Here is a 14,953-nt window from a genome sequence, read left to right as displayed (position 1 = left end):
AATTTTTTTAGCAGTACAATAGTCAAAAGATGAAAGGATAGACTATGTCCGGATATATCAAGTGGTTCAATGAACTGGGGATGGATGATGTCGAACTGGTGGGAGGCAAGAACGCCTCTTTGGGGGAGATGTACCGTCACCTCACCTCAGAGGGGATACATGTACCCAACGGGTTTGCCGTCACTGCAGAAGCGTATGTAGAGATACTGACATCGAATCATGCATGGCACGCACTTGAAGCAGCACTGAAAGGTCTGAATCCGGAAGATGTGCTCTCCCTGCAGAAAAGCGGGAAAAAGTGCAGGGAGATCGTCTATCAGTGCCAACTGCCTGAAGAGATAGAGCGTGAGATCAGAGAAGGTTTTGATGCACTCAAGGCGGAGTATGGCGATGAGGTAAGTCTGGCCGTAAGAAGTTCCGCGACTGCGGAGGATTCTCCCGATGCATCCTTTGCAGGGCAGAATGAAACATTTCTCAATATCCGCACCCCTGAAGAGCTGATCGAGAGCTACAAGAGGTGTCTGGCTTCCAACTTTACAGACCGTTCTATCCACTATAAGTATGTGCATGGTTTTGACTACCTCAAAGTCTTTTTAAGTGTCGTAGTGATGAAAATGGTACGCAGTGATATCGGCCAGAGCGGGGTGATGTTCTCTATCGACACAGAGAGCGGATTTGAAGATGTAGTCTTCATCAATGCAGGATACGGCCTGGGGGAAAATATCGTTCAGGGGAATATCGAACCGGACAGCTTCTATGTCCATAAGCCTACATTTGAGAAAGGATACAGGTCTGTACTCAAGCGAAGAAAGGGGACAAAAGCGCTTCGCATGGTTTTTAATGAGAGTGATTCTGAAGCGTTGATCCGTAATGAGGAGACGACCCCTGAAGCGCAACACCGTTTTTGTATCACGGATGAGGATGTCGTGCAGCTTGCCGAGTATGCGATCAAGGTGGAGAAGCACTATAGCAAACAGGCAGGCGTCAAACGTCCGATGGATATGGAGTGGGCAAAGGACGGACTGGATGGTAAACTCTATATGGTACAGGCACGTCCCGAGACGGTACATTCAAAAGTCCAGAAACACCTTCTTGAAACCTACAGGCTTGAAGAAGAGGCAAAGGTATTGCTTGAGGGGCAGGCAGTCGGTAAGAAGATCGGAAGCGGGAAGGTCCATAAGATGGATGACCTCTCTGCATTGGATACATTCAGGGAAGGTGATGTACTTGTTGCCAAGACCACCAGCCCGGATTGGGAACCGGTGATGAAGATCGCCTCGGCGATCATCACCGAAACGGGGGGACGTACCTGTCATGCTGCCATCGTCTCACGCGAATTGGGTATCCCTGCCGTTGTCGGTGCCCAGGATGCGTTTTCCCTTCTAAGAGAGGGAGAAGAGGTGACGGTGAGTTGTGCCGAAGGTGAACGCGGCAAAGTCTATGAGGGGATCCTGGATTATGAGGTGACCAAGACCGACCTCCGAGACCTTCCACAGACAAAGACCGGGATCATGATGAACCTTGGAAATCCTGAGATGGCATTCACCCTGGCTTCACTCCCTGTAGGGGGCATAGGGCTTGCACGAATGGAGTTTATCATCAATACCGCCATCAAAGCACACCCGATGGCACTGCTCTATCCTGAGAAAACGGATGAGAGGACAAAGAATGCGCTTGCAGAGCTGACAATGGATTATGAGGATAACCGGGGCTTTTTTGTCAAAACACTCTCTGAAGGGGTAGCAACCATCGCTTCATCGGTCTATCCCAAGCCCTGTGTCGTACGTATGAGCGACTTCAAGTCCAATGAGTATGCTTCGCTTGTAGGCGGCGCATTCTTTGAACCGAGTGAAGAGAACCCGATGATAGGGTTCCGCGGTGCATCGCGCTACAGCCACCCTGATTATGAAGCGGGGTTTGCGATGGAGTGTGCAGCGATGAAAAGAGTGCGTGAAGAGATGGGGTTTGAGAATGTGATCCTGATGATCCCGTTTTGTCGAAGGGTAGAGGAGGCCCGGCAGGTGATAGAGACGATGGAGAGGTACGGTCTCAAGCGGGGTGAGAACGGCCTCAAGGTCTATATGATGTGTGAACTGCCAAGCAATGTGATCAGTATCGATGCCTTCAGTGCCTATTTTGACGGGTTCAGTATCGGGAGTAATGATCTGACGCAGTTGACACTGGGCGTGGACCGGGACAGCGATATCGTGGCATTTGACTATGATGAGCGTGACAGCGGGGTGTTAAAACTGATAGAGATGGCGATAGAGGGGGCCAAACGTAACGGGAAACACAGCGGTATCTGCGGACAGGCACCGTCAGACTACCCTGAGATCGCTGAAGCGCTTGTAAAGATGGGGATAGACTCAATCAGCCTCAACCCCGACAGTGTACTTCAAACGATCCAACGCGTCAGCAGACTGGAAGTACAACAGAGGGAATAACCTCTGTCTATTTTTTTGCTTTTTTGGTCTTTTTTCCTTTAGAGACCTTCTCTTCCTCTTTATAGTTTTTGATCTTCTTTTTAACCTCTTGTTTCAGCTCTTTTCTGAGCATGCTGTCCATCTGCTTCTGTACTTCTTTTTTGATATATTTTTTCGCTTTTTTCTTATCTAACATATGCCATCCTTTTTATTGTTTTAGGTATTTACCTTGAACTATGATAGAACAATTTTTCTTTGACATGCATAAAATTGATAGGGAAAACCTCTAAACCGGATGAAGCGTGTTATAGGAAAGAAAAAATTCAGAAACAAACATGTTACCCAAAAGTGACCACTTTGTTACCGGACTGTTCTACTATTCCCCTGCCTATATATCAGAACAAGGAGAATATTTTGAGCAAATGGTTAAGTATCGCTGCATCTGCAGCATTGATCGGGACACTGACAGGGTGTAACAGTGATAACAACGACACAGATGGTGCTGTAAAGGGGACAAGCATTGCTGTAGCGGAGTTGAGTGAAGTTGAAGCACCGGTGACAGAGAGTGATAAAATGGAAATTTTAACTTCAGAGAGTGTAACGTATGCAGATGGAGAAACGGGGGATCTCTCCTATACGCAGTTGATGAAAGCAAGGGATATCAATAACGGAGAAACTTTCGGTTTACTGAAAGACTATACGGATAAGCTTATCACCTACAGTGACGGATCACCATTCATCTGTGACGGTGCCAACGGTAATGCACTCGGTTCAGGGCTTGACCATGTATCACTGCTTCAAAAAGAGGGAAGAGTATTTATGGTAGCACAGTTCGAGTGTGAAGTGGGTGCCATGTACGGTTTTGAACTTGAACAGGACCAAACGACAGGTGAGCTGAGCGTCAAAGAGGACTCCATGCAGTATATCAGCCAGAAAGAAGATTTCGGCGGTTGGGTACACTGTGCAGGTATGACAACACCGTGGAACTCCCACCTTGGCTCGGAAGAGTATGAGCCGGATGCAAGAAAAATCGAAAACGGTATGAATGAGGCAACGAAGCTCTCGGGAGACAAGTACTTCGATGAAGTGACAAAATATTACTGGCAGGATGAAAACAATGCCAATAAAGATTATGATAACAACCCGTACTACTATGGGTATATCCCTGAAGTGAAAGTAGACGGAAGCAGTGCAACACCGACATATACCTATACAAAACACTTCTCTATGGGTAGAGCAGCATGGGAGCTTGCCTATGTGATGCCTGATGAAAAAACGGCCTATCTTTCAGATGACGGTACAAACGTAGGGTTCTATATGTATATTGCGGACAAGGCACAGGATCTTAGTTCCGGTACGCTTTATGCTGCGAAATGGAATCAGACAGCCGATACGGCAAAAGGCGGTGAAGCAACTATCAGCTGGGTAAAACTCGGAAGTGCTACAGATGCAGAGATCAAGGCGATCGTAACTGCTCAACCAAAGTTCAGTGATATCTTTGAAACAGCAGAATACAATGCAGGATGTCCTGCAGGATTTACACATACAAACACAGCAACGGGTAACGAGTGTCTGAAAGTGGTTGAAGGTCAGGAGAAAGCGGCTGCATTCCTGGAGACAAGAAGATATGCTTCAATGCTAGGTGCAACGACAGAGTTCAGAAAAGAAGAGGGGATCACTTTCAATGCGGATGACAACAAACTCTATGTAGCGATGAGTCAGGTCGCCAAAGGGATGAGCGATACTTCAGGCGATATTCAACTGACTGAGAACAAGTGCGGTGCGGTATATGCTTTGGATGTGCAAGGGGCTATCAAGGATAGAGACGGAAATGCGATCAACAGTGAGATGGTTGTTGTCAACATGAAAGGGTTGATCGCCGGTACGCCTAAGACGTACGATGCGTCATCCCCGTATGTAGCCTATACCTGTGATGTAGACGGTATCGCAAGCCCGGATAACGTAACGTACCTTCAAGGTTCACATCTCCTGGCTATCGGTGAAGATACAAGTTCACATCCAAACGACTTTGTATGGACGATGAATACGCAGACAGGTGCATTGACTAGAATCATCTCAACACCGTACGGTTCAGAAACGACTTCTCCATTCTGGTATCCGGATGTGAACGGATTTGGGTATATGACGCTGACGACACAGCACCCGTTCGGTGAGGTGAGCTCCAATGATCCCGACTATGCACTTGCCAACGAGGCTACAGCCGAAAAAGATTCATCGATCGGTGTTGTCGGACCATTTGACTTGGTCAAAGGTGACGGCAAAGGGCTCAGATAATCTTTAGATCATCTCAAAAAAGGGTTTATCCCTTTTTTGTCCCCTGTAGTATAAACAATAGCTGCTTTCTTTTCATAAACAGCTATTTTTTATAGTATAAGGATCTACACAATGAAAAAAAATCTCTATTTGGGACTCTCTGTCGCTGTTGTCACTGCTTTGGGTGTTCACCTCTCAGGCTGTAGCAGTTCTGATGCGAACGCATACGATGATCATGAGAAGGAAACAACGCTCTCTCATATTGATGAAAGCGGTATTGATTTTCAGGCGTCAGTTTCACTGAACAATAGAGCAGCCTATGTCACCTCACAGTGTTATACGAAACCTGTCGATGGCAAGGGTAATGTCCATAACCCCTGCTTCAGCTGCCACATCAACTCCGACGAACCGAACTATGTCGATGACTGGGACCTTCAGATCAACAATGATTTCGGAGATTATACCCGAAGCAACAGGTTTACAAACCTCTTTAAGGACCGGACGGCTGAGGTCGCAGAGATAAGCGATAGAGAGATACTGGGTTATGTCAGAGAGGATAACTACAAGGATGCAAACGGAGAGATCAAGCTTGCCCAAAAGCTAAACCATGTTCCGGGTGTCTGGGATGTCAATGAAAACGGGAAATGGGATGGATATACCCCAGACTGTTACTTCTCTTTTGATAGTGAAGGGTTTGATCGGGACAGGAGCGGAAACTATACAGGATGGAGAGCATTCGGATACTATCCGTTTCTTGGAACCTTCTGGCCTACCAACGGATCGACCGATGATGTGCTGATCAGACTTCCGAAAGCGTTTCGGGAAAATGAAGCGGGGGTGTTCGATCCGGAAACCTACAGAGTCAACCTTGCCATCGTCGAAGCATTGATCAAAGAGAAGGATATCGCTCTTGAGAGCGCAGTGGATGAAAAAGATTTCGGCGTTGACCTGGATCAGAACGGGGAGCTTGGCAGGGCCGAAAAGGTGGTATTCCGGTGGGTTACCCCATCTTATAACAGTGCCACGGGGAAGATAGAAAACTTTTCAATGAGCTATGTGGGGAGGGCCGGGTTGCTGCTTGTCTCAAACGAGTATCTTATCGCTCCCGGGCTCTATCCGAGATATACGGAGTTTTTGCACTCTGTACGCTATATAGATATCGATGAGGCCAATACCACGATCAAAATGGCTGCGCGGATGAAAGAGCTGCGTTACGGTGTCAAAGTGAACTGGAACAGCTATCCTCAGCTCTCTAATGCCACCGATTCCGAGATCAAAGAGAAAGATGCGTTTCCTGAAAGACTCAGAACGATCATTGGCAATAGCGAGCAGGGACTTCAGACCGGTCTTGGCTGGGTATACCAGGGATTTATCGAAGATGCCAACGGTGAGCTCAGACCGCAAAACTACGAGGAGACGCAGTATTGTATCGGATGTCACAGCGGTATTGGTGCGATCAAGGACAGTACCTTTGTTTTCGGACGAAAGTTTGAAACTACCCATTTTCAAAAAGGGTGGTACCACTGGAGTCAGGATGCAAAAGGGCTCAAAGGTATCTCTGAACCCCGGACAAGTGACGGGAGGGATGAATATAGGCTTTACCTTGAAGAGAACCATGCAGGTGATGAGTTCCGTGCCAATGACGAGGTGATGAAGAGATTTTTTGATGATAACGGGGAGCTGAACGAAACAGAGGTGCAGATCATGCATGAAGATATCTCCCATCTGCTTTACCCTTCTACTTCAAGAGCGATGCAGCTGAACAAGGCCTACAAGGTGATCGTGGATGAACAGAGCTATATCTACGGAAGGGATGCGCATATCAAGCCGGTAGAGAATGTCTATCAGGAGATAGGTGCAGAGGAGGAGACAGGGATAGAGAACCATGTAGAATACCGCTGATAGAATAAAAGGATTTTCTTGTGGAACATTTTACACTTCTGGTACAATGCGATAAGTAGATCAGAAGAGGGTGCTAAGTCTCTTCTGAAGAGGTTGTAGATGACCTGAAGCTGAGAGGTGTAAAGATGTTCAAACGTTCCGGTGCTCTTTTAACCATTTTTGTCTGTGTGGCGGGAGTGACGCAATGGTCTGTCGGTGCGGAAATGAATACGCCGAAGGTCTACCCGGTCAGGATAGATTTCCAATCAACAGATTCATTCAATAACCGTGCAGCCTATATCAGCAGCCAATGCTATACAAAAACCAAAGAGAGCAGCGGAGTCGTTCACAATCCCTGCTTTACCTGCCATATCAACTCCAAAGCACCGAACTATATCAATGATGCTGATCTTCAGGAGCGTTATGACTTCAGCGAATATACAAAGGTCAACCGGTTTACCAATCTTTTTAAAGACCGTACAGAGGCAGTAGCCCGGATATCGGATAGTCAGATTCTCAGTTATGTCAGAGAAGATAACTATAGGGATAGTAAGGGGCACCTTCTTCTGTCAGAAAAATTACATCACCTGCCCAGAGAATGGGATCTCAATGCAAACGGCAAGTGGGACGGATATACGCCGGACTGTTACTTCTCTTTTGATAGTGAGGGGTTTGACAGAGATCCAGAGGGTCACTATACCGGCTGGAGAGCCTTTGCCTACTATCAGTTTCTGGGGACCTTCTGGCCTACCAATGGGAGTACGGATGATGTACTGATACGGCTTCCGCACGAGTTCAGAGAGGATGATGAGGGTGAGGAAAACCTGACGGTCTACAAGGTCAATCTGGCGATCGTGGAGTCTCTGATCAAAGAGAAGGATATCATCATCGATGAGGTGGATGAGACGGCACTGGGCGTGGACCTCGATCAGGACGGAACACTCGGCCGATCGAGTATGGTGAAGTTCAACTGGATCAAACCGACCTATGACCCTGCGACGAACAGGATCACAGGTTTCTCAATGGAGTATGTCGGGAAAGCCAATGCACTGTTGCAGAGCAATGAATATCTGATCGCTCCCGGACTCTATCCAATAGGGACGGAGTTCCTTCACAGCGTGAGATATATCGATATCGATGAAAACAACACTACCATCAAGATGGCTCCCAGAATGAAAGAGCTGCGCTACGGCAAGAAGAGACACTGGAACAGTTATGCCCAGATGCAAAATTCTGCTGCTTCCGAGATCAAAGAGAAGGACCAGTTCCCGGACAGGCTGAGAACGATCATCGGAAACAGTGAGGAGGGTCTTGGGACCGGGCTTGGCTGGGTCTATCAGGGTTTTATCGAAGATACCAAAGGTGATCTCAGGCCTCAGAACTACGAAGAGACGCAGTTCTGTATCGGCTGCCACAGCGGTATCGGCGCGATCGTTGACAGTACCTTTGTTTTCCCAAGAAAACTGGAACCAAACGGATGGTACCACTGGAGCTGGGATCCAGAGGGACTCAAAGGTATCTCTGAACCGTTGACTCGGGATGGCAGAGGGGAGTACCGGCTCTATCTTGAGCTGAACCATGCAGGCGATGAGTTCAGGGCCAATGATGAGGTCTTGGAGAAGTTCTTTGATGCAAATGGGGCACTGAAGGAGGAGGAAGCAGCGAAGATCAAAGAGGATATCTCCTATCTGCTCTACCCTTCAGCGAAGAGGGCACTGGAGCTGAACAAAGCCTACAAGGTGATCGTAGATGAGCAGAGCTATATCTACGGAAGAGATGCCCATATCAAACCGTTAAACAATGTACATAAGCGTGTGGAGAGCGGCCAGCCAACGGGAATAGAGAGGGTAGAGTTCTAATGTGTTTATATTGTTTCATATAAAATTAAACGATATATTAAGTTTAATTTTTTCTTAGATAAAGTATCATAGACTTTAATTTTAAATTAAGGGGAATGTATGAAAAAAACTTTAAATACGATATTAGCAATTTCGGGTCTGGTTCTGTTGTCAGGATGTACCAATGTAAAAGTTCCGGTTTCACATCAAGAAGTTGTGGCTTCAAAAGCATATAAGCATATCTACTCTACTGTGGATGTACCTTACACCAAAGCTGTTCAAAACTTCAAAAAAGGTCTGCATATGTGTGCGGAGAATGTCAATACACCGTCACTGGTTGAAGTGGGTACGGGTGCTGTCAGAATGCCGGGAAATACTGTATACCATACATTTGAACGTGTTTCCAGTAAGAAATCAGTCTATGCCTTTAGACTCTTTATGGGCGGTGTAATGATAGGAGAGTGTACATTCTGTCAACCAAAAGGCGGTATCTACCGTATCTCCTCATCTGTAGAGAAGCTCAATGCCAAACAGACAAAGCTCGCCATCCACACGGGTGATATGCATATGAGAGAGGCTAGAGCCATCAAAAAATGGGTCAAAGGTGACTTCAGCTCATGCCACGGGTTTATGGGGAAAGAGTAGTCTTTAACTGGATATCATATTGTTTAATATAATATCCGGATCTTCGTGTTGTACAGCTGCGTTGCTTTAAAAACTAACGCAGCTCTATCCTATCGATATCCACATCCTGCAAGCGACCGCTTCTAAACTCTTTGAGGTGTATATAGTTTTGATACTCCCGCAACTCTATCAGAACCACATAGTCCCTATCTCTTTCCGGGTGGAGTATAAATGATTTATGTTTGACTATTTTACTTAGGGCATGATAGTGCTCTATGGTTAAGTAGAGCGGTTTATCTGTTGAGATCTTCCTCTTTCCGCTCTCTACATCGATATATCCTAACGCTCTCTGACCATCTCCCAGGTAGACTTTATATCTGTTGAAAAGTTTGGAGTCCCGGGTTACTACCTTCAATTGCAGTGTGGATGTTGAGTCTTTGAATGGTAGGTCATTGTATAGCGTTGCACATCCGTTTAAGATCAATACCACCAATAGTATTGATACGATACCCCATCTTCTCTTTTTCATGCTTTTCCCTTTTTGTATCATTTTTGTCTCCTAATATATTGTGTAATATCAATATGGGTAATATTACCTAAAAGAATATATGAACTCTATTCCCAGGACGAGAGAAACTTAGTTTGAGAGTGTATCATTTACTGTGATATTCAATCTGACTCTCTGGATCTTAAATAGAATTTTGGAACCAGTAAAGCATTTATCAAAGAGGGGTGTTCAGCATGGATATAAATAGATATCTGGAATCAAGTCAATACATCAACTGGAAAGAGCCATCTGTATCTGCAAAAGCAAAGGAGCTCTCTTCCAAGACTGTAAAGGATACGATCAGATCCTGTTTTGAATTTGTAAGGGATGAGATAAAACATAGCAATGACTATAAACTCAATCCCGTAACTGTAAAAGCCTCTGATGTTCTTTTGTATAAAACGGGATACTGTTATGCGAAAAGCCATCTATTGGCTGCACTGCTTAGGGCCAACAATATACCTGCAGGACTATGCTATCAGAGATTGACAGTCAATGATGACGGCACAGGTGACAGTTTTAGTCTTCATGGACTCAATGCGGTCTATCTTGAGGATATCGGATGGTATAGAGTGGACCCAAGAGGCAATAAAGAGAATGTCTCAGCAGACTTCTGCCCGCCGATTGAAAAACTGGCTTTTCCTATCCGATATGAAGGGGAAAAGGATCTCCCCGAAATCTGGAGTGAACCCTTGCGTGTTGTGACCGATCTGTTGAATCATTCAAAAACCTATTTGGATGTTTTCGAGAATCTACCGGATGTGGATCTATTAAAATGATGATCTTTTATTTGGTTTCCACGATTTCGTGGGAATCTATATGTGATCTAAAGTTATAAATTAAGTAGGGGTTTGAATTTTAGGACGAGGTGATTCACGCTCATCCATGGATTCCGACAGTGTTCCTAACCTTCTATTTCGGTGGTGTAGTTACGCACTCTATGCGAAAGGTTATATCACTTCATCATTCATGAGAATATAAACAAAAGGCATGGATAACCTATATGATATCTGTAGGTCGGGGTGAGGGCACCCCGACCTACACTTCCATGTCCGTGAAGTTTTTCACACTCTCGGGAGCGTTGGAAATGGAAAAAGTATCAAGCGACGCTTTGCAGGGTGTTGTTCAGGAAGAGCCCCAGAACGATCACGAGACTGATACCGGCCGGTTTGCTGTAGAGCCTGTTGGCTGCGATAAAGACGAGCATAAGTGTTGCCACGACCATCGTGGAGATATCGAAAGCATAGTTGCTCATTGTAAACTCCATAGGTCTGACCAATGAAGCTGCACCGAGTACCACGGTCGTATTGGCAAGGTTGGATCCGATGATATTTCCGATGGCCATCTCTACTTTATTTTTCATCGCTGCAGAAACAGAGACGACAAGCTCAGGAAGAGAGGTACCAAATGAGATCATTACGATACCGATCACCCATTCGCTGACACCAAACCCTCTTGCGATACCGGAAGCACTGTCTACAGCAAAGTGTGCACCACCGGCAACGAGTACAAACCCTATCATGATCCAGGCAATAGAGGAGAACCAGCTGAACTCTTCTCTTGCAAGTTCATCGACCTCTTCACTTCCCAGACCTTTGGCATCTTTGAGAAGGAACATCACATATGAGACCATCAGCAGTAGAAGCAGTGCCGCATCAAAACGTGAAATGACACCGTCTATAGACATCAGCAGAAAGATCATGATCGGCATCAGGGCCCAGATACTGTCTTTAGCAAAGAAGTCACGATCCGGGTTGAGCTCTTTGACGATCAAAAATATCACTGCAAGGACAAGCGTAATGTTGAGTATATTACTACCGATGACATTGGAGATAGCGATCTCCGGATGGTGGTTGGCACTTGCTGCCATACTGGCTGCCATTTCGGGAAGGCTTGTCCCCAGTGCTACCAGTGTCGCACCGATCACAAACTCCGAGATATTGAGATGGATCGCGATCTTCTCACTCTGTTCTACGATCTTGTCGGCACCCCATATGAGTGCACCCATTGCGATAATAAATATCAAAAATTCCACGGTTGTCTTCCTTTTTTATGCTGATTTGCTTAGAGGCAAAGCCCCTAAGCACGCGGTTGTACGAGAAATCATTTAGTGATTTCCTGTATAAGTCCGTTAGACAAATCCTTAGCGGACGGCTCTTGTGCGACTGGTCGCACTTTTTTGGCTAATTTGGATCGGAACGTACAATTTGTGAGCAAATTTTACCCACACCTGTACACGTCCTGATCCACGCGGTTGTACGAGAAATCATTGAGTGATTTCCTGTATAAGTCCGTTAGACAAATGCTGCGACGCGACTTTCATGTCCCGCTTACATTGCGATTTGGTTGTTTATTGGTCTCTCGTTCTTACGATCAAACTTTTTGGCAGTGCAAACTGTTCGATCAGTGATTCTTCTTTTGCACGCATCTCGCCGTTGTCGATCTCATGGTCATAGCCTATGAGGTGCAGCAGACCATGGATAAAGAGCAGTGCAAGTTCATCACTCTTTTTATGCCCGAACTCTGCAGCTTTTTGCGTCACATAGGCCTCAGAGATCACGATAGAGCCCAAAGGCATACCCGGAATGGCCTGTTCTATAGGAAAGCTCAGCACATCGGTCGGTTTGTCTTTGTCCCTGTACTGCGCATTGAGTTCACGGATGGTGTCATTGTCTGTGATGATCAGTTCGATGGGAGCATCGGTGAGTTCTGAAGCGATCTTCTCCAGTGCATCTGTATCTACATCCAAATCTGTTTGATTGTCTAGTTCTATCATGCTCGAAGTTTACCCAAATATTGGTAAAATACTTTAGGGTTACCTCTAAAAACCCTATAGTGGACATAGCTTCTTGAGCTACGTCTTAGGCAAGGCGTGCCGACGCAGTCTATGTTGAAGCATAGTCAAGGAGGTACAACGCAGCATAAGGTGTAGCTCATGAAGCCCAAAGGGAAGGTAAATTTGGAGCAATCTTCAGTGAGATATTTTCTTGACTTAGCTACGGCTAGGCTTTCGAAAATCTCTCCCCAAATCTTACCCCAACTTTGCCTTCTATGGTCATTATAGGGTCTTTAGAGATACCCTTTCATTTAGGCAGAAGGAAAGATATGAGCAGTACCCCCAAAGCAGTATGTATTATCTCAGGCGGGATGGACAGCGCCCTGAGTGCAAAGATCGCCAAGGATGAAGGTTATGAGATCATTGCATTGCACTTTAATTACGGACAGCGTACACAGCAAAAAGAGTTGGAGTCCTTTCGAAAGATCACTGAGACACTCGAAGCGATAGCGTCTTATGAGATCGACCTGGATTTTTTTGAGCAGATCGGTGCATCGGCCCTGACAGATCGAAGCATCGATGTGCCTACCGGTGGTCTCGAAGAGGGGGTACCTGTCACCTATGTACCGTTTAGAAACGGTATCTTTCTCTCTATTGCCACGGCTGTTGCAGAAAAACACGCTGCCCAGGCCCTCTATATCGGCGTGGTTGAAGAGGACAGTTCAGGATATCCCGATTGTCGTGAAAGCTATATCAAGCAGATGGAACGTGCAATCAATCTGGGGACAAAAGATGAAACGAATCTGGAGATCAAGATGCCTTTGGTAGCGATGAGCAAGGCAGAGATCGTGACCGAAGCACTCAAACGTAATGTACCGTTACACTATACATGGAGCTGTTATCAAAATGAAGAGGTGGCATGTGGGGTATGTGACAGCTGCAGGCTAAGACTGAAGGGATTTGCAAAAGCAGGGGCGAAAGACCCGATCGCTTATGCGGATGAGTCTACTGCTGAAGGTTGAGTCCTTCCGCAATAAACTCAAATTCGTATTGATGGTCAGGATACTGTTTGAGTCCTTCTGCTATAAACGCTCTTTTGGTGATCTTTCTGTCCCAAAGCTTGTAGCTTAAGCTTTTAAACCATGCTTTATTCTCAGCCGTATCGAGTGCGATTCTTTGATAGTTGGGATCATTTTTTGTACTGAGTGCCAGTCTTTTCATCGTACTGTTATAGATTTCAACTTTTTGGGACTCTGAGACAAGATATAGCTGCTTTGATGGTGCCGGTTCCGATGTCACGCTACATCCTGTCAGCAGATATCCGCACAGTGCGGCAAAGAGTAAGTGTTGTTTCATATATAAACTCCTGTAGGTTTTTCACTATTTAAACTGCTCTAGTATAACATAGTGTGTGTTATACTCCCACACAGATTGAAATCTAAAATCCGGAGATAGAAAGTTTGCAACAGCTGTAATGTTTGTGGTTAATGCTTTTTCTCTTTGAGGATTTTGGGGAATAAAAGGATATAAATGGTGACACCTGCACACTCCCTTGAAGCCAAGATTGCCAAGCAGCTAGTCGAGGATATTCAAAGCTATTTTGTAAGAAAGTTGGATGACCTCAGTCATACATTTGGGCAGGACCTTGGCTGCGAAGCAGTAGAGTGGCTTAGAGATGAAGGCAGACACGGAGGCGGTGTACGTTATGAGACAAGAGATGAACTGATATTCAATAGGGGTTCGGTCAACATTTCACAGGTACACTACGACGATGATGAGAGTAAGAAATTGGGTTCTGCTACTGCGATCTCTACGATCATCCACCCGCAAAATCCTCATGCTCCGTCGATGCACATGCATATCTCATGGACACAGATGAAGGAGGGGAAAGGGTATTGGCGTATCATGGCTGACCTCAATCCTTCCATGGTGGACCGTGTCGCACAAAGAGAGTTTGATATGATGCTGGACAGAGTTTCAGGTGACTACTATGAAGAGGGTACTGCACAGGGAGATAGATATTTTGATATCCCGGTACTTGGCAGAACAAGAGGGGTCAGCCACTTTTATTTGGAGAATTTCAACAGCGGTCACTTTGACCAGGATATGGCATTTGCGAAGCGCTTTGGAGAGAGTGTGATCGATACCTATATCGGTATCGTGCTTCAGGCTTTGGGGTACTATAGAACATTTGATGCTGAAGATAAGGCGTTACAGTTTCAGTATCATACGCTTTATCTCTTCCAGGTGCTTACACTGGACCGGGGTACGACGGCAGGATTGTTGATACATGATCAAAATGATATCGGTATCATGGGATCGATCCCGTCACATGTAGATAGAGCCCTGCTTCAAAGCTGGATAAATAAAATGCCGAAACCTCAGGATGAGCTGCTTCAGGCGATCATCGATGTACTGCCGGATGAATCACCTTCACCGGTGACCCCGGAAGTCAAACAGAAACTTGCAAATGCGGTGAGAGAACACTACAGAAAACATCCCGAAGCGCTGGATATGCAGGCAAGCGGTAATGCTACACCGCCTACGGTGGAGAATCATAAATAGAAGTGTTAAGCGTTAAGCGCTTAAC

The 14,953-nt window shown here is 45.8% G+C and carries 13 protein-coding genes; 8 read left to right on the top strand and 5 right to left on the bottom strand.

Annotated features, from left to right (window positions below; all coding sequences use genetic code 11):
- Window positions 1-44: 44 nt before the first annotated feature.
- Entirely contained in the window at window positions 45-2,444 is a 2,400-nt protein-coding gene (gene ppsA, locus AC4JOV_RS07300) for a phosphoenolpyruvate synthase (protein WP_229938242.1), read from the top strand.
- 7 nt (window positions 2,445-2,451) lie between these two features.
- Here ppsA and AC4JOV_RS07295 read toward each other — a convergent pair whose 3' ends face one another.
- A complete protein-coding gene (locus tag AC4JOV_RS07295; RefSeq protein ID WP_229938243.1) occupies window positions 2,452-2,619 on the bottom strand; it encodes a hypothetical protein in 168 nt (55 codons plus the stop codon).
- Between the two features lie 218 nt (window positions 2,620-2,837).
- Between AC4JOV_RS07295 and AC4JOV_RS07290 the strand changes: the two genes are divergently transcribed.
- The 4 genes from AC4JOV_RS07290 to AC4JOV_RS07275 all read left to right on the top strand — a co-directional run bounded on the left by AC4JOV_RS07290 (window position 2,838) and on the right by AC4JOV_RS07275 (window position 9,061).
- Window positions 2,838-4,718 carry a PhoX family protein gene (locus AC4JOV_RS07290; protein ID WP_229938244.1) on the top strand — a complete coding sequence of 627 codons (1,881 nt, stop codon included), beginning with the start codon at window positions 2,838-2,840 and terminating at the stop codon, window positions 4,716-4,718.
- Window positions 4,719-4,829: 111 nt separating this feature from the next.
- Window positions 4,830-6,599, top strand: coding sequence for an Aq_1262 family (lipo)protein (locus AC4JOV_RS07285; RefSeq protein WP_229938245.1), 1,770 nt, complete (start codon window positions 4,830-4,832; stop codon window positions 6,597-6,599).
- A gap of 125 nt (window positions 6,600-6,724) precedes the next feature.
- Window positions 6,725-8,437, top strand: a complete 1,713-nt coding sequence (locus AC4JOV_RS07280) for an Aq_1262 family (lipo)protein (protein WP_229938246.1) — start codon at window positions 6,725-6,727, stop codon at window positions 8,435-8,437.
- 99 nt (window positions 8,438-8,536) lie between these two features.
- A complete protein-coding gene (locus tag AC4JOV_RS07275) occupies window positions 8,537-9,061 on the top strand; it encodes a hypothetical protein (RefSeq protein WP_229938247.1) in 525 nt (174 codons plus the stop codon).
- Window positions 9,062-9,134: 73 nt separating this feature from the next.
- Here the strand turns inward: AC4JOV_RS07275 and AC4JOV_RS07270 are convergent, their stop codons facing one another.
- A complete protein-coding gene (locus AC4JOV_RS07270; protein WP_229938248.1) occupies window positions 9,135-9,569 on the bottom strand; it encodes a hypothetical protein in 435 nt (144 codons plus the stop codon).
- Between the two features lie 212 nt (window positions 9,570-9,781).
- Between AC4JOV_RS07270 and AC4JOV_RS07265 the strand changes: the two genes are divergently transcribed.
- Window positions 9,782-10,366, top strand: coding sequence for a transglutaminase-like domain-containing protein (locus AC4JOV_RS07265; RefSeq protein ID WP_229938249.1), 585 nt, complete (start codon window positions 9,782-9,784; stop codon window positions 10,364-10,366).
- A gap of 320 nt (window positions 10,367-10,686) precedes the next feature.
- On the opposite strand, the gene AC4JOV_RS07260 is transcribed toward AC4JOV_RS07265, so the two are convergent.
- Window positions 10,687-11,622, bottom strand: coding sequence for a calcium/sodium antiporter (locus AC4JOV_RS07260; RefSeq protein ID WP_229938250.1), 936 nt, complete (start codon window positions 11,620-11,622; stop codon window positions 10,687-10,689).
- Between the two features lie 315 nt (window positions 11,623-11,937).
- Window positions 11,938-12,363 carry an rRNA maturation RNase YbeY gene (gene ybeY, locus AC4JOV_RS07255; RefSeq protein WP_229938251.1) on the bottom strand — a complete coding sequence of 142 codons (426 nt, stop codon included), beginning with the start codon at window positions 12,361-12,363 and terminating at the stop codon, window positions 11,938-11,940.
- A gap of 329 nt (window positions 12,364-12,692) precedes the next feature.
- On the opposite strand from ybeY, the gene queC reads away from it, so the two are divergent.
- Window positions 12,693-13,385 (top strand): 7-cyano-7-deazaguanine synthase QueC, encoded by a 693-nt coding sequence (gene queC, locus AC4JOV_RS07250; RefSeq protein ID WP_229938252.1) that lies wholly within the window; start codon window positions 12,693-12,695, stop codon window positions 13,383-13,385.
- Here queC and AC4JOV_RS07245 read toward each other — a convergent pair.
- Entirely contained in the window at window positions 13,369-13,719 is a 351-nt protein-coding gene (locus AC4JOV_RS07245) for a hypothetical protein (protein WP_229938253.1), read from the bottom strand. The two genes, queC and AC4JOV_RS07245, sit on opposite strands and share 17 nt — an antisense overlap.
- A gap of 174 nt (window positions 13,720-13,893) precedes the next feature.
- Between AC4JOV_RS07245 and AC4JOV_RS07240 the strand changes: the two genes are divergently transcribed.
- A complete protein-coding gene (locus AC4JOV_RS07240) occupies window positions 13,894-14,928 on the top strand; it encodes a coproporphyrinogen III oxidase (protein ID WP_229938254.1) in 1,035 nt (344 codons plus the stop codon).
- The last annotated feature ends 25 nt before the right edge of the window (window positions 14,929-14,953 follow it).

The sequence above is a fragment of the Sulfurovum sp. MH2-6 genome, assembly GCF_058374785.1.
The sequence above is the reverse complement of the archived record's forward strand: the minus strand, read 5'-3'. Positions and strand labels throughout refer to the sequence as shown.

What these genes read in the sequence shown, in the direction of transcription:
- AC4JOV_RS07280 (WP_229938246.1), top strand. Translation starts at nt 6,725, where the DNA reads ATGTTCAAACGTTCCGGTGCTCTTTTAACCATTTTTGTCTGTGTGGCG.
- AC4JOV_RS07245 (WP_229938253.1), bottom strand. Translation starts at nt 13,719, where the DNA reads ATGAAACAACACTTACTCTTTGCCGCACTGTGCGGATATCTGCTGACA.
- ybeY (WP_229938251.1), bottom strand. Translation starts at nt 12,363, where the DNA reads ATGATAGAACTAGACAATCAAACAGATTTGGATGTAGATACAGATGCA.
- AC4JOV_RS07240 (WP_229938254.1), top strand. Translation starts at nt 13,894, where the DNA reads ATGGTGACACCTGCACACTCCCTTGAAGCCAAGATTGCCAAGCAGCTA.
- AC4JOV_RS07265 (WP_229938249.1), top strand. Translation starts at nt 9,782, where the DNA reads ATGGATATAAATAGATATCTGGAATCAAGTCAATACATCAACTGGAAA.
- AC4JOV_RS07295 (WP_229938243.1), bottom strand. Translation starts at nt 2,619, where the DNA reads ATGTTAGATAAGAAAAAAGCGAAAAAATATATCAAAAAAGAAGTACAG.
- AC4JOV_RS07285 (WP_229938245.1), top strand. Translation starts at nt 4,830, where the DNA reads ATGAAAAAAAATCTCTATTTGGGACTCTCTGTCGCTGTTGTCACTGCT.
- ppsA (WP_229938242.1), top strand. Translation starts at nt 45, where the DNA reads ATGTCCGGATATATCAAGTGGTTCAATGAACTGGGGATGGATGATGTC.
- queC (WP_229938252.1), top strand. Translation starts at nt 12,693, where the DNA reads ATGAGCAGTACCCCCAAAGCAGTATGTATTATCTCAGGCGGGATGGAC.
- AC4JOV_RS07275 (WP_229938247.1), top strand. Translation starts at nt 8,537, where the DNA reads ATGAAAAAAACTTTAAATACGATATTAGCAATTTCGGGTCTGGTTCTG.
- AC4JOV_RS07270 (WP_229938248.1), bottom strand. Translation starts at nt 9,569, where the DNA reads ATGAAAAAGAGAAGATGGGGTATCGTATCAATACTATTGGTGGTATTG.